The following is an 18,353-nucleotide window of genomic DNA, read 5'->3' as shown; positions in this document are numbered from 1 at the left end:
TACCCAACGGGCGACTCGCACCCGTCGGCGGCGGGCGACACGGTAGCGACAACGGAGTTCGTGCCTATGCTCAACGCCGCGTACTCGGCGTGGAAGAGCGGCGGATCAGCCGTCCAGACGCCGACGTTGACCCCGCGCGCCTCCACCCTTGGCACGCCGAGCGCCGGCAAGACGCGTCTTTCACACCGCAAGGCCTACGTCTGGCGCGGCAGCGTCTCACCGAAGCAGATCGGCACAAGCAGCGTGAGCATCCGGATCGAGCGGCGTACCAACGGACACTGGGTCCACTACCGGACCACTCCCGATAACCTCAACGATGGCACGGGCGGCTGGTCCAAGTCGCTGCGCGTTGGCCGAACCGGACGCTACCGCCTGCGGTTCCGCCACGCCGATGGCGATCATCGCGGCAAGAACAGTGCTTGGCGCGAGTTCACGGTGTACTAGCAGCCGCACTCGCTCCCGCCCAACGGCACTCGAGGCGGTTCCCATCCCGCCGAGACTTCTCTGGTACGGAGCGCATCGAGCGCGCTACGATGACGCCGGTGACCGCGACGGGGGGAGACGACGTGACCGACCGAAGCGCGACCGAGTCTGCTGAGGCGACAAAGCGTGCGTTCGACCGGTTCGTGAACTTCTCGGATGGCGTGTTCGCAATCGCCATCACGCTGCTCGCGCTCGACGTGCGGCTTCCCGACCCCGGTTTGGGTGCCGATGCCCTGCCACTCGCACCGCAGCTTCCCGCGCTGCTCCCCAACCTGTTCGCGTTCATGCTGAGCTTCGTCGTCATCGGCGGATACTGGGTCGCGCATCGCAGCCTGCTGCGCAAAGTCGAGCGCCTCGATGGCTCGATCGTGTGGCTCAACCTGCTGGTGCTGTTCTTCGTGGTCCTGCTGCCGATCCCGACGCAGATCGTCGCCGAGTACGGCGACACCACCCTCGGCGTCGAGATCTACGCGGGAGCGATGACGCTGACCGGCCTGTCGATCCTCGGGCTAATCGTGTACGCGAAACGAGCCGGATTGACCCAACCCGACGTCGACATGCGCACGTCGCTGATCAAGGCGGGGCTCACCCCGGCGGTGTTCGCCGCGTCGATGGTGGTCGCCGTGTGGAGTCCCGCGATCGCCACAAGCCTCTGGTGGCTCGTGGCGGTGGTCCACTTCGTCATCGATCCGGCGATCGGCGGTGACTGGAGCAAGCTCCAGCGCCGGCGCGCGTAGCTTAGCCGAGCTCAGCGAACGCGCTACGGTCGGATGTAGACCGGATCGCCGACCTTCACGCGACCGTAGAGGTCGAGCACGGTGCTCGGCATCATGCGCATGCAGCCATGGCTGGCGTGGGTCCCGATGCTGCCGAACTCTCCAGGGGGGATGCCGTGCATGTAGATGCCGGGGTAGTTGATCCCGATCTTCGTGACACCCATTGGGTTGCTCGGGCCAGCGGGGATGACCGCAGGCATGCTCTTCGCCCAGTCGCTGCCCGGGTTGATCCACGGCGCGTAGCGCAGCTTACGCATGATCTTGAAGTCGCCGGTCGGCGTGGGGAACGCGGCCCGTCCGGGAGCACACAGGTAGGTCTTGACCAGCTTGTCGCCCTTGTACAGGCGGATCTTGCACTGTGAGAGCGACACGATGATCGCGGTCTTGAAGTCCTTCTCGTGGATCTTGGCCTTGATTGGCTTGATTGGCAGACTCACGATACGGGTGTCGGAGTTGAGCGCTGCGTCCGCCGAAAGAGCGGCGGTGATGGTCGCTGCGGTAGCGGCCTGATCCAGTCGTGCGCCGGGCACCGACTTCTTGATCTTGAACTTGTAGTCGACGATCTTGCGCGACGCGTTCTTGGGCTTGCGGTCGACCTGCGCTGCCGTCTCGGTCACCCAGCTTGCGATTGCGCTTGCATCGACCGAGTACACGGGCTGCACATCGACCGGCAACTCCGAGCCGGTCACCTGGCTGTTGAGCCTCTGGGCGAGCGTGGCGGCACGACGCGGCGAGTACGCCTCAGCAAGCATCGCGTCGGTGTCGATGGTGACGTAGTTCTGCGGGTCGAGAGTCCAGGTCTTGGCGTCCCCGGTCACCGTGACCGGACGCATCATCGGCGTGGAGACAGCGTCTTCGATGGCCTCGCGCGCAGCCGACTCGGTCATCCCACTGAGGTCGACACCGACAACGGTGACGCCGTTGGGCACGAGACCTCGGGCCTGGTAGTCGAAGACGACGGCAAAGGCGAGCGTCGCTGAGAGCATGAGCACGAGTGTCGACAGCAGTACGAGAAGCACTCGGCGTGCGGTGCTCGGAGCTTGCATGCGCGTTCCTCCCGGCAGTGGCAATGATTCAGTGTCGCACGGACGCGGGGTCGCGCGCGAGTACTGTTCCCTTAGAGGTGGCGTAAGCACGAGCCATGCCGCGGAGGCGCTGGATTCGAATCAATTCTGGGCGAGCGGCACGCCGTACTCCGAGAAGAGCGCGCGCAACTCGTCGAGCGTCTCGACGACACATGCCCGACAATCGACGATCGGCTCGAGTTCCGGAGTGCCGGTCTCATCAATCTCACTCACTCGAACGCGCACTTCCTCGCCGGTGACGATGCACTCGATGCAGTGGTCACGAGCCCATGCGTACGCAGCGTCATGGCGCGAAACGAAGAGCAGCAGCAACCGCTCGCCCGCCAGATGCGCGATGGTGCGCATATCCTTCGTGACGCGCATCGAACGGACCGCGCGATCGCGAGCCTCGTGAACGATCTCAGGCCGCATACGGCCGATCTCGGGCGCGAGGACCAACTTCTCCGCGAACGCGGACGCACGGCGCGCATCGACCGGATCGAGCGCGCGCAGAGCGTCGAGGAAGGTGTCAGCGATCGAAATGCGCATGGGGTGAAGGTATCCCACCGAACGGTTTTCGTAACGCGCAAGCCATGACTTGGCACCATCCGTGCTATTGTGTCGCGACAGATAGCGATATATCGCAATCGTCACGATGAAAGGACACTCGATGCACACTCACCACGATCACAACGGCAAGTCCTGCGGTCACGGCAAGCACGGTTTCGGTGGATTCGGGATGCGCGGCTTCCGCCCCCCGTTCGGTCCCGGCATGCACCCCCACGGCTTCGGCGGCCCCGGCCGCGCCCGCCGCGGCGATGTTCGCGCCGCCGTCCTGCGACTACTCTCCGAGTCGCCGATGCACGGCTACCAGATCATCCAGGAGCTCTCGGCCCGCAGCGACGGCGCGTGGAGCCCCAGCGCCGGTTCGGTCTACCCCACCCTCCAGCTGCTTGCCGACGAGGGACTCATCGTCGCCGAGGAGACCGCCGGCAAGAAGGTCTTCAGCCTGACCGAGGCCGGCATCGCGGCAGTCGCCGAGACCGCCGACCAGCCCGCCCCCTGGGAAGACGCCGCGCAGAGCGGCACGGGAGTCGCAGGGTATCGTGAGGCGGTCGGCAAGTTCATGGCCGCCGCGTTCCAGATCGGCAAGACCGGCTCCGCCGAGCAGATCGCGGCGGGTATCGAAGTCATGACCGAGACACGCAAGAAGCTCTACGCGATTCTCTCGGAGGACTAGGCACGCACCGCGACCGGCACGGGGCGCTCCTGCGCCCCCACCGGAACGGTTCGCTCGCAGCCCGTTCGCTTCACACGACGCACCACCGGAGGACGAATGAAGGCGTCAGAACTGCGCGCTCGTTACTGGCGCATCGTGTTCTTCTTCGGCCGAGTCACCCTCGGCTTCATATTCTGGGAGATCTTCCTGCGCCGCATCGGGCTCGGCCGCATGGCGGCGCGAGGTCGCACCGAGCGCAACCGCCGCACCGCCGTTCGCTTCCGGGCTCTGGCCATCCGCATGGGTGGGCTGATGATCAAGGTGGGGCAGTTCCTCTCGGCACGGCTCGACGTCCTGCCACCGGAGATCACCGAGGAGCTCGCGGGGCTGCAAGACGAGGTCCCGCCCGAGCCCTTCGAGGCCATCCGAGCGCAGGCTGAGGCCGAGCTGGGCTCCGCGCTCTCGGAGCAGTTCGCCTTCTTCGACGAGAACCCGCTGGCGGCGGCGTCCCTCGGGCAGGCGCACCGCGCACGTTTGCTGGATGTCGACTCCGCCGAGCAGGGCTTCTCGGAGGTCGTCGTCAAGGTGCAGCGGCCCTACATCGAGGCCGTGGTCGAGGTCGACCTTGCCGCGCTGCGCCGCGTGGGAGGGTGGCTGCGCCGCTACAAGCCGGTGAGCAGCCGCGCCGACGTCGACGCGCTCGTCGAGGAGTTCGCGACGACCACTCGTGCCGAGATCGACTACCTCGCCGAGGCGAGCAACGCCGAGCAGTTCGCGGCGGCCTTCGCAGGCGACCCCCGCGTGCGCGTGCCGCGCATCGTGTGGGAGCGCACCACCCGACGGGTGCTGGTCCTCGAGGACGTGAGCGCGATACGGCTCGGCGACTACGAAGCGATCACCGAGGCCGGCATCGACCGCGCCGCCGTTGCGGCGGTGCTCGTCGAAACCTATATGCAGCAGATCTTCGACGACGGCTTCTTCCACGCCGACCCGCACCCCGGCAACCTCTTCGTCACCCCCCTCGACTCATTCGACGAGGCGGGCAACCGCGAGTGGCGGCTGACGTTCATCGACTTCGGGATGATGGGTCACGTACCGGAGAACCTGCGCGCCGGGTTGCGCGAGGCGCTCATCGCCATCGGCACGCAAGACGGGCCGCGCCTCGTTCGCAGCTTCAAGACGCTCGGAGTGCTCCTCCCCAGCGCCGACCTCAAGCTCATCGAGATAGCCAGCATGCAGGTGTTCGAGCGCTTCGGCGGAATGAGCATGGGCGATCTGCGATCGATCGACCACAAGGAGCTCGTGGGCTTCGGGCTGCAGTTCCAGGAGTTGCTTCTCGACCTGCCGTTCCAGCTACCCGAGGATCTGCTTCTGCTCGGTCGCTCGATCGCGATTCTCTCAGGTATGTGCACCGGCCTCGATCCCGAGTTCAACCTGTGGACCTCGCTGGCTCCGTACGCGGGCAAGCTCGTCTCCGAGGAGGGTGACAGCACCGTCCAGACGTTCCTCGCCGAGGCGACCAAGGTCTTCCAGACCGCCGTCGGACTGCCCGGTCGAGCCGACCGTGTGCTCACGCTCATGGAGCGCGGCGACCTCAACGTACAAACGCCGCTGCTCAACATGCGCGTGCGTGGCGTTGAGCGCGCAGTAGGTCGACTCGCCGGAGCGCTCATCTTTGCGGCGCTGCTCATCGCAGGCGCCATCCTCTACCCCACCGAGCCGACGCTCGCGAAGTGGCTCATGGCGGGATCGCTCCTGCCGCTGATCGGCACGATGATGGGTGGCCGAGGAGGTCACCCGGGGCGCTAGCGGACCGGTGGAGTCCACACCGATTGCACAGATGCGCCCGCTACGCGTCAGCCCAGGTGGCACCGCGTGCGATCGCCAGCACGGTGCTCGCCGAGACGCCAAACTCCGCCGCGACCTTACGCGACGACTTGCCGGTGGCAAGGCGCTCGCGAATCGCCACGACCTGCTCGGCGGTGAGGGCCTTCCCGCGCCGCGAGGTGGCGGCGAGGCGCGACGGTAGCTCGGGGTCGAGCTCGGCCCACGCGCGACCGTGCTTGATCGCGCTGACCATGCTCGCGCTGATGCCGAATTCGGCCGCGATCTCGGCGCCGGCGCGACCCGCTTCGAGCGCGACCATGACCGCGCGCGCCGAGTCGGCGTCCAGCGCCATGCCTCCCGGGGATGCCGTCCGCATGCGCTCACGCAGGTCGTCGTCGAGGGCGTCGGCGCGGCGCTTGCCGCTCTTGATGGCGCCGATGCTCTCGACCGAGACTCCGAATCGCTGTGCGATGGTGGTGTGGCGCTCGCCAGCGGCGATGGACTCGGCGATGGCGCGAACCTGCTCATCGGTCAGTCGCGGGGCGCCGGTGCGCGGCGCTGTCGAGTCCCGATCCGTCACGCGTGCCACCTCTTCCTGAGGCTCGACCACAGAACGCTCGCTCTTCTCGGCCATTCTCGCGCATCCGCGTGCCCGGCGTGAGTGTGCGACGCTTGGCACGCGCCTTGCGCTTCGGGCTCACCCTGGCTTCGATGCCGACTCTGGAGGCACCCATGACCGACCACACCGATACCACAGCGCGCATGCCCGCGCTGTTCCTGGCCCACGGCAATCCGATGAACGCACTCGAGGACAACGCCTTCACGCGCAGCCTGTCCACACTTGCGGCCGACCTGCCGCGCCCGAAGGCGGTGCTGGTCGTGTCCGCGCACTGGCTCACGCGGGGAACGCACGTGCTCGCGTCGGCTACTCCACGCACGATCCATGACTTCGGCGGATTCCCCCGCGAACTCTACGAAGTCGAGTATCCCGCCGCCGGCTCGCCTGAGGGCGCAGAACTCGTGTGTGAACTGCTACCCGAGGCACGTCCCGACGAGTCGTGGGGCCTCGATCACGCATCGTGGACGGTGCTGCGCCACATGTGGCCCGGTGCCGACGTACCCGTGTTCGAGCTCTCTCTCGATGCCGACGCTCCCCCGGCTCACCACTTCGACCTCGGGCGCAAACTGGCTCCCCTGCGTGACGCGGGAGTTCTCGTGATCGGAAGCGGCAACATCGTGCACAGCTTCGCCGGCGTCAGTTGGGAGCCGAACGCCACGCCCAAGCCCTGGGCCGAGGAGTTTGACGCTTGGATCGCCGACGCGCTGGTGCGTGGCGACGATCGCGCGCTGGTCGACTACGAGTCCGCCGGTACCATGGCGCGCCTCTCGGTGCCGACGAACGACCACTACCTGCCACTCCTCTACACCGCGGCGATGCGCGATGAGCACGACGCCGTCACGTTCCCGCATGCCGGCGTGAATATGGGCAGCATGTCGATGCGCTGCGTGCGATTGGGCTGAGCGCTGACCGCTCAGTCCTCGCTTTCCCGCAGCATCTCGTGCGCGATGGGGATGCGGCCACGGGACTCCTGAAACCGAAGCAGGTCGGGGTTGAGGTCGCCGAGGCGGACGCGGTCAAGTGCGTCGGAGTCCTTGAGGATCTTGAACACCGTCCATGAATCATCTGGCTCCGGTAGCCACCCGGCCCCGAGTTTCGCGTGCTCCTCACTGCCGCAGTGGTGAGTCACCACGAAGAGAGCCACCTCGCGCACGAGGTCGTCGATCCCAAGGTGCAGCTCGAGACCGATCACGCGCCCGGCGCTCTTCGCGCCGTGATAGTAGTCTGCGCCGTCGTGCGTGCGACCGATGTCGTGCCACAGCGCCGCGTAGTGCAGCGCCTCGCGCTGCCATGCCGCCACGCCCAGATCATCGGCGAGCGCCATCGCATGCGTCCACACGCGCTGTGTGTGACCGATGCCATGAATGGTGCGCGAAGCGTCGTGGCCATCCGGCCGGATGAACCACGTGGGGTCGATCTCGCAGGTGAATGGAGTTGCAGAGTCATCGGAACCCGAACGCATACGGTGACCTCCCTGTCTCGACGAGGCGAGTATGCCACGCGGGTCTGACACGAACACGAAGCGACCGACCGTCAGATGCTAACCTTATCAATGCTCGGGTGCGTGGGCCGAGCGGCATGAAGGCGTCGCTGCTGGCAAGGGGGGTTCGTGAAGTTCCTTGAGGCCGTCTGGGCGAAGATCTCGCCGTCCATTACATCCAAGGACTCCGGCGTGCCCGAGAACAGCGATTCCGCACCTGCTGCCGCCGCGACCGGCGCACAGCCCCCTCAGGGTCCCGGCCTCACCGGACTCGCCGTGCGTTGTGCTTCTGACCTGCGCGAAGGCATCTTCACAGACCGCCAACGCGTGAAGTGGGTGCTGCTTCAGCCCGAGGTCGAGACACTCGCGCTTCGCTTCGCCTCGCTTGCCGGTCAAGGCGAGGCCCGTGGCGCCGAGGCGCAGGAGTCGCGGCAGTCACTGCACCGGCTGCTCGTCATCGAGCTCCCGTCCGAGTCGCCCGAACACATCGACCTACTACTCGATTCGATTCAGCGGGCTGCACTGCGCCGACGGTTCCAACCGGCCGCTGCGGTGCCACTGGTGGCACCCGCCACCGATGAACCCGAAACGCCTGCGTGGACCGCCGAGGTGCCCGCAGTGGTCGATCCCGCGTCGTCATCACGCCCCGCGCCGGAGCCCGTCTATTCCGAACCCGCCGATGAACCTTACGGCGGCACGTACGCGGCTACCGCCGAGCGCGCAAGCGCACGGCGGGCGTCCGGAGCCAGGGATCTCGATACCGACGAGTCGGCTGTGGCCCCTCTCGAGTACGAACTGACCGCCTTGCCGGGCACCTCAACGGCCGACCTCGACACCGAGCTCGTTCGCGAGTACCTGCGCGGACCCACTCGGAGGCGCTCGGCCGGCGGTGTCTCGGATGTCGGTTTGATCGATGCGATGCGTGAGCTCAAGGCCGTGTCGGGCCCCTCCGGCCGCGAGCGTCTGACGGTGTTGGGTGCGCTCTTCTTCGCGAAGCGGCCCGAGCGCCTGCTCGTGCAGTCGAAGGTACGCTTCGTCGAGTTCCCGGGCGTCGCAGTCGCCACGACCGGAGAGAAGGTCGCCTATCGCTATACCGAGGAGGTAACAGGCACCATCACGCAGCTGATCGCGCGAATGGAGCGGCTCCACAAGGAGCGCTTGGCGCCCGGCGTGCTCGCAGATGGCTTCAGGCTTGAGGAGTTGCCGGCCGTCCCGCTGTTCGCCCTGCGAGAGGCGATGGTCAACGCCGTCTGCCATCGCGACTACAGCCTCGTGGGCGCCAACATCCAGGTGCGACTTTTCGCCGACCGACTCGAGGTCCAAAGCCCGGGCGGCCTTCCCGGACCTGTCACGGTCGAGAACATCCTCACCGAGTCCTACGCGCGTAACCCCCGTGTCGCAGACATCCTCCGAGACCTTGGATACGTTGAGCGGCACGGCCTGGGAATCGACAACATGTACAGCTCGATGGAGGAGGGCCATCTGCCTCCGCCGGAGTTCCGAAACAGCGAAACTTCCTTCACCGTCATCCTGAGGTTCAGGCCCGCCGAGGAGACAGATCCCGAGGCGTGGCTACATGAAATCGGCGCCGCTTCGCTCGACCCGGACATGCAGAAGGCGCTGGTGTATGCCCGCCGAGTCGGGCGGATAGCAGCCTCAGACTATGCGTCGTTCAGTCTCGAGCAAGACAGCCAGACCGAGAAGCGGTTACGCCGCCTCGTCCGGGATGGGTGGCTTATCCAGCACGGCACCGGTACCGACGCCTACTACAGTCTGGGCCCCAAGGCGGACGCGACGCCGCCGTCGCACGATGTCGATAGCCCCCTGCCCGCCGAGGTCGTCAATGCGCTGCCGGCGTCCCAGCGGCGCATCTTCGACATCGTCGCGCGACACGGACGGACGAAGGTCAGCGAGGTACTCGAGATATCGGGGCTCAAGGATCGGCGCACGGTGCAGCGCACACTTGCGGCGCTCGCAGCGCAGGGACTCGTGGTGCGGCGCGCCCGCTCCGCTACCGATCCCAACGCCACGTACGAGGTGAACTGCGAGTTCGGCGGCGAGTGCGAAGAGGATGCTCCCGAGTGACCCGTGCTCAGCTGCGGCACACACCACAGTCTACTGCGGGGTAACTGCGGGGTAGCTGCGGGTTACGGCATCCTAGCTGCGGGTTTGGTGCGGCGTCAGTGCGGGTTCGCGCCCTGGGTAGTGCGGGTGAGCTGCGGTGGCCACCATCGCATATCGACGTGCCTGGAAGCCCCTAGGGAGCCTCGACACCGCCCGCGGATGCTCCGCCGCTCGAACCAGCTTCCACCCCTCCGGGTTGCGCGTTCCCGGCGGTGCCGGCGCCCATCGTCCCACCAGATGGGAGTCCTTTCGCAGCCCCGCCGGACGAACCGGCATCCATGACCGGCGATGATTTGGCATCCTTCGCCGTAATCGCCCCTGCACCCGATGCGTGCTTGCCGCGACCGGAGCCCGACCCCGCAGTCGGCTGATCAGTTTGAGCCGAGACGTTGCCCCCCGATCCCCGCAGTCGCGTCTGAGCAGCGACGCCCTCGGCGCCCGTCTGACCTACTCGAAGGCGGGCGTCGCGTTGGAGGAGCAACTGCTCCCTCAGGTCGCCTGCACGGGCCCGTCTCGTGACCGTCGTCGAATCCGTAGCGGCAACCACAATCATCGACCCTGCCACGGTGCGACCGGCATTGCCGACAGCGGATGAATCCGCACGCTGGGCAGGAAGAGAGACCGTGCCCGCCAAGAGCGACGCCGCCACCACGCTCGCAGCCAGCGGCAGTGTCCAGGAGGCGAACATGGGTCCAGACGGTGCCGCCGCTCCAATCGAGGGCGCGGCTTCCCCAAGGGTGCCGAGAGCGCGCGCGAGCAGCCCCTTGGGCTCTCGCCAGGTCAGTGGGAGCAGCGGCAACAGGCCGCCGAACAGCGGACGGCCCTTGGCATTGCGCGCTTCTAGACTGCAGCTTGCGCATGTCGCGACATGCGATTGCAGCTTCTCGGACTCCGTGTTCGAGATTCCGGAACCCGTTTCCCGGTAGAGGAGCTCGACCGCCTCGCGACATGCCCCTGGAAGATCTCGTGTGCGGGCGTACGCCTTGCCAAACGCATCGCGGGCACGACTGAGCAGGGTGTAGGCGGCTCCGGTATTCACCGCGAGCGCCTCCGCGATCTCGGATACCGACTGGCCATGCAGCTCACGCATCACCAGCACGGTGCGATACCGCGGTCGCATACGACGCAGCGCCAAGAACACATCGTCGGCCTGGGCCTTCGAGAGCGCCTCGTCTTCAGCCGAGAAGTGCACCGCTGTGGCGGCGACTTCGGTTTCCAGCTCGGCGGCGTCTGTCGGCACGATGCGCTGGCGAGACCGAGTGACATCGATGCAGACGTGTCGAGCGACCCCGAAGAGCCAGCCCGAGATCGAGCGGACGCCATCAGCGTCTGCGTTGAGGAGACGCAAGAAGACCTCCTGCGTTGCGTCCTGCGCCGCATCGACTGACATCAGCCGCGCCAGACAGAATGCGAACACGCGCCCGCTGTACCGCCGGTGAATCTCCGAGAAGGCGACGGCATCGCCACGAAGCGCGTGATCGAGCAGCCTACCGTCAGAGTTCCGACGGACTGCAAGCCCGGCAACCGTATCGCGTGCAACGCTCATTCTTCGCCTCCTCGCACGTTCTAGTATGTACCTCGCGTCCAGCCCCACAGAGAGCGTGCACCGTGAATTGCGAATCCACGACGGTGACGCCCTCGGCCGACCGCCCGTGTACCGGGCCGGCCGGCCGATTCGCGTCCCCCGTACACTCACTCACCAACGGAAGTGTGATCACAGGTCAGAGCATCGAACGCGTGCTATGCGCAGCTGCCGTCCTTGAGCTGATCGCGAGTGCGGAGCTGGATACCCGCCAGACAGCTACCGTCCTTGAGCCGGCTACGGGTGCGCTTCTGCAGCTTTGCGACACAGCTGCCATCCTTGAGCTGGTCGCGGGTGCGGAGCTGGATACCCGCCACGCACGATCCGTCCTTCAGCTGATCGCGGACCTTGAGCTGAGTTGCAGCGACGCAACTGCCGTCCTTGAGTTGATCGCGGGTGCGATCCATCGTGCGGGCACCGGCAACCGCTGCAGACCCGGCGACCATGAGCGACGCGACCATGAGCGAGACGGCCAGCAATGTGAATCTCTTCATCTCAACCACTCCACTTCTCCGATGTGCCTACACCTTGAAGTCGAACGAGGAGTGGGTTTCTTACACCTCGCGCGAAGAATTGATGTGGAGTCGCTGGGCGCCTGCAGGCCCGGGCCGAGAGCTACTGCTCGCCGATCGCATCCCTCATCGCCGGCGGCATGCCCATATGACGCGGCTGTGGCGTATCGGAATGCGGCGGCAGCGGCGCTCCGATGGCGGCGGGACGCACGACGCAAGCGGTCGCGCACAGATTGCAGCCGATGCACAGCTTGGTATCGACGACCGGCACCAGCACTCGCCTTCCGCCATGCGAAGGCAGATCAGCGGGTCTCTCCTCTCCCAGAATCGCACCCGCGATCGGGCAGACCTTCTGACAATCCATGCACTGCCGGTTGGAAGCCCACGCGCGACAGCGATCTCGGTCGACCTCTGCCCGCACACCAAGCCCCTGCGCCAACACCTCGTCCTCCGTGGGCGTGTGTAGGGCATCGGTCGGGCAGGACTTCGCACAGAGGTTGCAGTTCAGTGAGCAATGAGGCGGCCGCTCGTCGAGCATCGGGGTCCACGGACCCGCCTCCGAGCCGAACGACACGCTGGGGCGCAGGGCACCGGTAGGGCAGTCGCCGTAGCAAGCACCGCACCTCACGCAGAGGCGGGCGAGTCTGGACTCATCGGTGGACGGGGGGCGCATGATCTCTGCGTGCGCCTGCGCGGCGAGGATCAGCGCTACCGCCAGTCCCATCCCGGTGGCACCTGCCGCCACGAGAGCATCCCTGCGCGAGGGCTCGAACCTCGGCACTGCCAGCCGCGGGACTTCGACACCGAAGGCGTTCGCGTGCGTTTGGCACGCGTCGGTGCACGACAGGCAGGCTATGCATTCAGCCGGGTCTGAGTTGAATCCGCCGTCACGGTCGATGGCGCTGGTCGGGCAGACCTTGCTGCAGCGCGCGCACGATGTGCAGGCATCGGTGTCCACGCGTCGCCGTACGCCCGGCAACTTCGAGACCAACCCGAGCAGACCTCCGAGCGGGCACAGACCGCGGCACCACAGACGGCGCTCGAACAGGTTGAGGGCCAGCACGAGGAGCAGAGGCGCCAGCGAGAGGAATGCGACCGACGGCACGAAGTCCCGGCCTAGGTCCACGCCGACGCTCTGGCTCAGCGCATCGCTTCCGACGAATGGCCTGCCGAGCTCCTGAAGCGGGCGCATGACGATTGTGATCGGGTCGAGGATCATTGGCCCGAGGTTGCCGAACAGGGCTGCCACCAGCACAAATGCTAATGTGGCGAACTTTCCGATGCTCCATCGCGGTGACAGCTTCCTGCGAAACCGCTCGGGTGCCGGCATGACGTCGAGCACCGTCCCGAGCGGGCAGATCCACCCACACCAGGCGCGGCCGAAGGCGATCGTGAACAGCACCGTGAGCAGCGATGCCGCCCAGAACATGATGAACGCACGCGAGGCCAATGTGGCCGCCAAGCCCACCAAGGGGTCAAGCCGCGAGAACAGGCTTGACGGCAGCCACGCCTCGCCGAACTCAAGGGCACTCACGGTCAGCCCCGCGAAGGCCAGCAGGAGCAGCAGTTGAACGACCCGGCGAACGCGTGATCGTGAGAAGGTCACGCTGACACCAACCGCCTCATCGCACACCGTGTGACGCCATCGGCCACTCGATTTTCCTTCGGTCGGTCGAAGCGTCGGCGCATTCATCGAACACGCGCCAGCCGCTGAGGGAGCGTACGTATACCCCTTAGGGTATCACACAGGGATGCGTTGAACTGACCCCGGTCGAGTGAGCCGCACCTGGGTCTTGGGTGGCGTCACCGGTTCAGGCGCGAGCGGGATCACCTGCAAGCGCTCGAGTGTCGGTCTCACGCGCTCCCACATGCTGCCCATGAAGCCGCCGATCGGAACGATGAAGTAGAGCAACAACGCGACGATAAGGACCACGGCGACCACTCGCCACAGAAACCGGAAGAGGGGCCGCTCGTGCCACAGTGGCGGCCCGTCGTCCTCGGCGGCCTCGAACTCCTCCCACGACGGCTCGCGCATCAGGCGATCGCCTCGAGGATCAGAACCTCGTGAGGCTGCAACTCGATCGCCGCAGAGTCTGCAGGGGTGCCGGGCTCACGATGCGTCGAGATCGCGGTACGCCACGTGTCCCCTGCACCGAGCGCGGCTGTGTACAGGCCCAGCGGCCGTGCGGTGAAGTTCAGCGCGACCGCGAACTTCTCGGCGGCCGACTGGCGGACGTAGGCGTAGACGCCTCGTGGCACGTCTTCGATCGCTCGGTAGCTCCCCGAGTTGAGCGCGGGTGTCGCCGATCGAAGCCGGATGACGCGCCGATACCAGTTGAGCAGCGAGTCGGGGTCGGCCTCCTGCGTGGCGACGTTGCGCTCGGGATGCGACGGATCGACCGGCAGCCACGGCTCGCCGCTCGAGAAGCCGGAGTTGTACCCGCAGTCCCACTGCATCGGCGTGCGAGCGCCGTCGCGACCTTGCGAGAGCGGCCAATACCTCGTGCCGAGCGGGTCCTTCATGATGCGCCACGGCACCTTGCTCATGGGCATGCCGATCTCTTCGCCCGCGTAGATGATGGGCGTGCCACGCAAGGTGAGCAGCATCGCAGCCGCCACCTTCGCTCGAGCGTCGGCGTGAGGGCCGCCGCCGTGGCGGCTCACGGAGCGCACTAAGTCGTGATTGTTGAGGTAGTAGCAGGGCCACGCGTCTGTGGGCAGGTTCGCCTCGAGCCACCCCACCGATTCACGGAATCCCTCGGCGTTCCACCGGCGACGGGCGAAGTCGAGGTAGAACGACAGGTGCAGAGCGTCGTTGCCATCGCCGAGATACTCGGCGACGTCCTCGCTGACGTCGGTGAAGACCTCGCCCATGAGCGCGCGGTCGGCGTAGCCATCGGCGATGCGCCGCATCTCGCGCACGGCCTCGACACTCTCAGGCTGCGAACGGTCGTAGATGTGTTCCTGCCAGAAGTACGGCCGCCGGCCGATGCGCCGCGGGTTGTCTCGGAACTGCTCGTCCTCGTAGAGGAAGTTGATGAGGTCAAGCCGAAAGCCATCGACGCCCTTGTCGAGCCAGAAGCGCATCACGTCGAACATCTCGGCTCTGACCTGCGGGTTTCGCCAGTTGAGGTCGGGCTGGAACGGCAGGAACGCATGGTAGTAGTACTGCTTCGTCGCCGAGTCGTACTGCCACGCTCTGCCTTCGGCCACCGACACCCATCGGTTGGGTGGCCGACCCGCACCCCTCCCGTCACGCCAGACGTACCAGTCGCGCTTGGGGTTGTCGCGCGAGGAGCGCGACTCGGTGAACCACGGGTGCTCGTCGGAGGTGTGGTTGAGTACGAGATCGGTCATCAGCTTGATGCCGCGTTCGTGACAGTCATCGAGAAGCGAGTCGAAGTCGGCCATCGTGCCGAAGCGCGGGTTGATGCCGTTGTAGTCGGCAACGTCGTAGCCGAAGTCGCTCATGGGCGACGGGTTGATCGGCGTGAGCCAGATCGCATCGACGCCTAGCGACCCCTCGGCACCTGACAGGTGGTCGAGCTTGTCGCGTACGCCGCGCAGGTCCCCGTAACCGTCGCCGTCTGAGTCGGCGAAGCTGGCCACCGGAATCTGGTAGATCACGCCCGTCTTCCACCATGGATGGTTCGACAACCGAGGACTCCCCTGCCCGCAATCTCGTGTCCCAAGAAGCATACCTCAGTCCACCGACAACATCCCGCTCCTGATTGACTCGGGACTTCAGTTTTCTAAGTTGATACTTGATTTTCTTAAGCCATGCATCTATAACGGTGTCATCAAGTCAACAACAAGGGAGCGCTTGATGAGCAACGAGTGGCACGAGCTGACCGATCTGACTGCGGAACGAGCGTTCCTCGTGACCGAGGTGCGCCTCGAAACCGGCATCTGCATCCAAGGTGAGTTCGAGCTTCCGCCTCTGGCGCGGCTGCGCTACGAGGATCAGGTCTTCATCTCGGAGTTTCTGCGTAGCCACGGCTCGATCAAGGACATGGAGAAGGCCTTCGGGATCAGCTACCCCACAGTGAAGAACCGCCTCAACCGCATCATCGAGCAGTTGCAGCTCGTCCAGATCGACGTGGCTGCTCCCGCAGCGCAGCCCGACGACGCGCTCGACCTGCTCGAGCGCGGCGAGATCTCGGCAGAAGAGGCGGCCGAGAGGCTGCGGCGATGATGCTGCCCCCGGCCATCCTCGACCTCGAGGTCGCCCCGCCCGACCGGCGTCGTGTGCGCGTGTGGTTGCCGCTGTTCCTACTCTGGCCGCTCGCGCTGGTGCTCGTCGTCCTCGCACTCGTATGCACCGTTCTCACCGACTTCGTACTGATCGTGATCGGTCAGCGTTACCACCACTACACCGTCCTGCTGGTTCGCAGTCTCGGAGTCATGTGCGAAACACGCGGGATGGTCGTCCGCATCAACAACGGAACGACGACCGTCAACATGACGGTCCGATGAAGGGGAGTGCTACCGATGAGTGAAGACCGCAGCAGAATCCTGAACATGCTCGCCGAAGGCAAGGTCACCGCCGAGGAGGCCGAAAGGCTGCTCGACGCGCTCGACTCCCGCACGGGCGCGAGCACCGACGCAGGCTCGTCGCCGATCAAGGGCGATCCCTCCCCCCTGCTCGAGGCGCTTCCCAAGTTCCTGTACGTGAAGGTGAACTCCGAAAACGGCGACACCGTGGACGTGAAGATCCCCATCGCGCTCGTTCGCTCCGGCCTCAAACTCACGTCGCTCATCCCGCCGCAGGCGATGGACCAGATCAATGACTCCATGTCCGAGCACGGCATGTCCATCGACTTCTCCAACCTCAAGCCCGAGGACATCGACGAACTGGTACAGGCCCTGCGCGAGATGGAGATCAGCGTCGACTCGGCCAACGGCGACAAGGTGCGCGTCTACTGCGCATAAGCTCGGCAGGCGCCAGTGAGACGCGCTACTTGCCGGCCTTCGCTGCAGCTTCGGTGTGACACGAGCAGCTCATCGACGTCGCCTTCTCCTGCGACACGGGGTGCTCCTTGCCGATCACTCCGGCCATGAGCTGCTCGTTGGTGAGTATCGGCGCCTTCTTGAACATCGCGCACCCGCCAAGAAGCGAGGATGCGGCGGCCAGCGCGATGAGCAGCGCGGCGAGGGCTGTGCGGGATGTGCGAACCATGGACGCTCCTTGTGTTGGGGCATTTTGCATGCGCAGCAGAATGCCATGGACGGTACGGTGCGGCAACCGATGTCGTGGATCCTGCCTATCCGGCGGAACCAGCGTCTTCCATCTCACGGATTGCCGTGAGCACGGCCTCGGCATGACCCTCGACCTTCACATTGAGCCACACGCGCGCGATCGTGCCGTCAGGCCCGACCACGAAGGTTCGGCGCTTTGCCGCGATTCCGAGCACCTCTCGGGCGCCGTACGCGTCGATGATCGACTTCTCGCGGTCGGGAATGAGCGGGTACTCGAGACTGAACGTATCGACGAACTTCTGTTGGAGCTCCGGCTTGTCGGCGCTGACCCCGAGAATGACGGTGTTGAGCTCGTCGAACTGCGACTTCCTAGCCTGGAAGTCCTTCGCCTCGTGGCATCAACCGGGCGTCATCGCTCGCGGGAAGAACCAGATGACGACGTACTTCCCGAGTTGCTCGGCAAGGTCGAAGGAGTCGCCACCGATGGTGGTGGCATTGATTGGTGGTGCGATGTCGCCGATCTCGAGCTGCTTGGCTTCAGGCATGGCTGATCCTCCGTGATGGCGGGCGTTACCTCTATATGTACCGCAGTTCACCTCGATCGAGCGGGCCCCTCCGCGGAGGGCCTGCGGCAGCCGAACCAATGCGCACAGCTCGCTCACTTCACGTTCTCCCCGTATTCACGCGGCGGATTCAGGCTCACTACATCGGGAGAAACAGTCTCCCGCATCACATGGAGGTGAACAGCATGAGCGCTACATCGAACCGCACCGCCGTCCTCATGACGGCCGCATCGCTCGCACTCCTGCTCGCAGTACCGACCGTCGCGTCCGCTTACTACGATGACGCCCGTCTGGCCGTCAGGGCACGCGGGGCGGTCGCAGCCGTCGCAGCCCGCACGGCGCCGGCCGTCGCTACCCCGGTGGTCAGCGATGCCGCTGCCGTCGCCGACGCACAGCTCGCCGAGGACCTGAGCTTCATGCGCGAGGAGGAGCGTCTCGCCCACGATGTGTACACCGTACTCGCCGAGAAGTGGGGCACCCCGGTCTTCGCGAACATCGGGAAGAGTGAACAGAAGCACACCGACACCATGGCGACGCTGCTCGCCCGCTACCAGGTCGCCGACCCGGCCGCCGGTGCCAAGCCGGGCGTGTACGCCTACCCCGAGCTGCAGACGCTCTACAACGACCTCGTAGCAAAGGGCTCGACTTCACTGACCGACGCATTCGAGGTCGGCAAGGCCATCGAGGAAGTCGATATCGCCGATCTCGACACCCGGATCGCTCGGACCGACGAGGCCGACGTGGTCGCGTCGTTTGAGAACCTGCGCGCCGCTTCGGTCAACCATCTGCGGGCCTTCACCAACCAGCTGGCTGGGTCTGCCGGCGGCGGCGCGGGTGCTAGCGGCGGCTCCGGTGCCGGTGCGGGTCGCGGTGCCGGCCGCGGCGCGGGCCGCAACTAGCGAGAT

General features: G+C 65.9%; 21 protein-coding genes and 1 pseudogene. 10 read left to right on the top strand and 12 right to left on the bottom strand.

Annotated elements, in window-relative coordinates:
* Positions 1 to 66 precede the first annotated feature (66 nt).
* Entirely contained in the window at positions 67 to 444 is a 378-nt protein-coding gene (locus HGB10_10005) for a hypothetical protein (GenBank protein NTU72136.1), read from the top strand.
* 122 nt (positions 445 to 566) lie between these two features.
* Positions 567 to 1,220 carry a DUF1211 domain-containing protein gene (locus tag HGB10_10000; GenBank protein ID NTU72135.1) on the top strand — a complete coding sequence of 218 codons (654 nt, stop codon included), beginning with the start codon at positions 567 to 569 and terminating at the stop codon, positions 1,218 to 1,220.
* Between the two features lie 23 nt (positions 1,221 to 1,243).
* Here HGB10_10000 and HGB10_09995 read toward each other — a convergent pair whose 3' ends face one another.
* Together HGB10_09995 and HGB10_09990 are read right to left on the bottom strand one after the other, a co-directional pair.
* Positions 1,244 to 2,305 (bottom strand): L,D-transpeptidase family protein, encoded by a 1,062-nt coding sequence (locus HGB10_09995; GenBank protein ID NTU72134.1) that lies wholly within the window; start codon positions 2,303 to 2,305, stop codon positions 1,244 to 1,246.
* A 120-nt stretch (positions 2,306 to 2,425) separates the two neighbouring features.
* Complete coding sequence (locus HGB10_09990; GenBank protein NTU72133.1) at positions 2,426 to 2,872, bottom strand: hypothetical protein; 447 nt, start codon at positions 2,870 to 2,872, stop codon at positions 2,426 to 2,428.
* 121 nt (positions 2,873 to 2,993) lie between these two features.
* Between HGB10_09990 and HGB10_09985 the strand changes: the two genes are divergently transcribed.
* Positions 2,994 to 3,563, top strand: coding sequence for a PadR family transcriptional regulator (locus HGB10_09985; GenBank protein ID NTU72132.1), 570 nt, complete (start codon positions 2,994 to 2,996; stop codon positions 3,561 to 3,563).
* 96 nt (positions 3,564 to 3,659) lie between these two features.
* The gene (locus HGB10_09980; protein NTU72131.1) at positions 3,660 to 5,351 is read left to right on the top strand and encodes an AarF/ABC1/UbiB kinase family protein; all 1,692 of its coding nucleotides are present in this window, start codon (positions 3,660 to 3,662) and stop codon (positions 5,349 to 5,351) included.
* Between the two features lie 40 nt (positions 5,352 to 5,391).
* On the opposite strand, the gene HGB10_09975 is transcribed toward HGB10_09980, so the two are convergent.
* Entirely contained in the window at positions 5,392 to 6,003 is a 612-nt protein-coding gene (locus HGB10_09975; protein ID NTU72130.1) for a hypothetical protein, read from the bottom strand.
* 128 nt (positions 6,004 to 6,131) lie between these two features.
* On the opposite strand from HGB10_09975, the gene ygiD reads away from it, so the two are divergent.
* A complete protein-coding gene (gene ygiD / locus HGB10_09970) occupies positions 6,132 to 6,890 on the top strand; it encodes a 4,5-DOPA dioxygenase extradiol (GenBank protein NTU72129.1) in 759 nt (252 codons plus the stop codon).
* An 11-nt stretch (positions 6,891 to 6,901) separates the two neighbouring features.
* On the opposite strand, the gene HGB10_09965 is transcribed toward ygiD, so the two are convergent.
* Positions 6,902 to 7,450, bottom strand: coding sequence for an HD domain-containing protein (locus HGB10_09965; GenBank protein ID NTU72128.1), 549 nt, complete (start codon positions 7,448 to 7,450; stop codon positions 6,902 to 6,904).
* A 147-nt stretch (positions 7,451 to 7,597) separates the two neighbouring features.
* On the opposite strand from HGB10_09965, the gene HGB10_09960 reads away from it, so the two are divergent.
* Positions 7,598 to 9,553, top strand: a complete 1,956-nt coding sequence (locus tag HGB10_09960; GenBank protein ID NTU72127.1) for a hypothetical protein — start codon at positions 7,598 to 7,600, stop codon at positions 9,551 to 9,553.
* Positions 9,554 to 9,725: 172 nt separating this feature from the next.
* On the opposite strand, the gene HGB10_09955 is transcribed toward HGB10_09960, so the two are convergent.
* The 5 genes from HGB10_09955 to HGB10_09935 all read right to left on the bottom strand — a co-directional run bounded on the left by HGB10_09955 (position 9,726) and on the right by HGB10_09935 (position 15,343).
* On the bottom strand, positions 9,726 to 11,138 hold the full coding sequence (locus tag HGB10_09955) for a sigma-70 family RNA polymerase sigma factor (GenBank protein NTU72126.1): 1,413 nt from the start codon (positions 11,136 to 11,138) through the stop codon (positions 9,726 to 9,728).
* A gap of 194 nt (positions 11,139 to 11,332) precedes the next feature.
* Positions 11,333 to 11,668 (bottom strand): hypothetical protein, encoded by a 336-nt coding sequence (locus HGB10_09950; GenBank protein ID NTU72125.1) that lies wholly within the window; start codon positions 11,666 to 11,668, stop codon positions 11,333 to 11,335.
* 121 nt (positions 11,669 to 11,789) lie between these two features.
* Positions 11,790 to 13,292, bottom strand: coding sequence for a 4Fe-4S binding protein (locus tag HGB10_09945; protein NTU72124.1), 1,503 nt, complete (start codon positions 13,290 to 13,292; stop codon positions 11,790 to 11,792).
* 135 nt (positions 13,293 to 13,427) lie between these two features.
* Positions 13,428 to 13,721: a hypothetical protein gene (locus HGB10_09940; protein NTU72123.1), complete on the bottom strand. Its 294-nt coding sequence runs from the start codon at positions 13,719 to 13,721 to the stop codon at positions 13,428 to 13,430.
* Complete coding sequence (locus HGB10_09935; GenBank protein NTU72122.1) at positions 13,721 to 15,343, bottom strand: DUF3459 domain-containing protein; 1,623 nt, start codon at positions 15,341 to 15,343, stop codon at positions 13,721 to 13,723. Before HGB10_09935 ends, HGB10_09940 begins: the two co-directional genes overlap by 1 nt.
* Before the next feature lie 169 nt (positions 15,344 to 15,512).
* Here HGB10_09935 and HGB10_09930 point away from each other — a divergent pair, with 169 nt between their 5' ends.
* The 3 genes from HGB10_09930 to HGB10_09920 are packed head-to-tail and all read left to right on the top strand — an operon-like array spanning position 15,513 to position 16,618.
* The gene (locus HGB10_09930) at positions 15,513 to 15,881 is read left to right on the top strand and encodes a DUF2089 domain-containing protein (protein ID NTU72121.1); all 369 of its coding nucleotides are present in this window, start codon (positions 15,513 to 15,515) and stop codon (positions 15,879 to 15,881) included.
* On the top strand, positions 15,878 to 16,162 hold the full coding sequence (locus HGB10_09925; protein ID NTU72120.1) for a hypothetical protein: 285 nt from the start codon (positions 15,878 to 15,880) through the stop codon (positions 16,160 to 16,162). Before HGB10_09930 ends, HGB10_09925 begins: the two co-directional genes overlap by 4 nt.
* A gap of 15 nt (positions 16,163 to 16,177) precedes the next feature.
* Complete coding sequence (locus tag HGB10_09920) at positions 16,178 to 16,618, top strand: DUF2089 domain-containing protein (GenBank protein ID NTU72119.1); 441 nt, start codon at positions 16,178 to 16,180, stop codon at positions 16,616 to 16,618.
* A gap of 25 nt (positions 16,619 to 16,643) precedes the next feature.
* Here HGB10_09920 and HGB10_09915 read toward each other — a convergent pair whose 3' ends face one another.
* The 3 genes and pseudogenes from HGB10_09915 to HGB10_09905 form a co-directional block, all read right to left on the bottom strand.
* Positions 16,644 to 16,865: a hypothetical protein gene (locus HGB10_09915; GenBank protein NTU72118.1), complete on the bottom strand. Its 222-nt coding sequence runs from the start codon at positions 16,863 to 16,865 to the stop codon at positions 16,644 to 16,646.
* 85 nt (positions 16,866 to 16,950) lie between these two features.
* Positions 16,951 to 17,277 (bottom strand): annotated as a pseudogene (locus HGB10_09910) (peroxiredoxin).
* 6 nt (positions 17,278 to 17,283) lie between these two features.
* Positions 17,284 to 17,430 carry a redoxin domain-containing protein gene (locus HGB10_09905; GenBank protein ID NTU72117.1) on the bottom strand — a complete coding sequence of 49 codons (147 nt, stop codon included), beginning with the start codon at positions 17,428 to 17,430 and terminating at the stop codon, positions 17,284 to 17,286.
* Positions 17,431 to 17,633: 203 nt separating this feature from the next.
* Between HGB10_09905 and HGB10_09900 the strand changes: the two genes are divergently transcribed.
* A complete protein-coding gene (locus tag HGB10_09900) occupies positions 17,634 to 18,347 on the top strand; it encodes a DUF2202 domain-containing protein (protein NTU72116.1) in 714 nt (237 codons plus the stop codon).
* Positions 18,348 to 18,353: the final 6 nt, after the last annotated feature.

This window comes from Coriobacteriia bacterium (assembly GCA_013334745.1).
Taxonomy (GTDB): domain Bacteria; phylum Actinomycetota; class Coriobacteriia; order Anaerosomatales; family JAAXUF01; genus JAAXWY01.
Note: the sequence above shows the minus strand (reverse complement) of the source record. Positions and strands in the feature narration are given on the sequence as shown.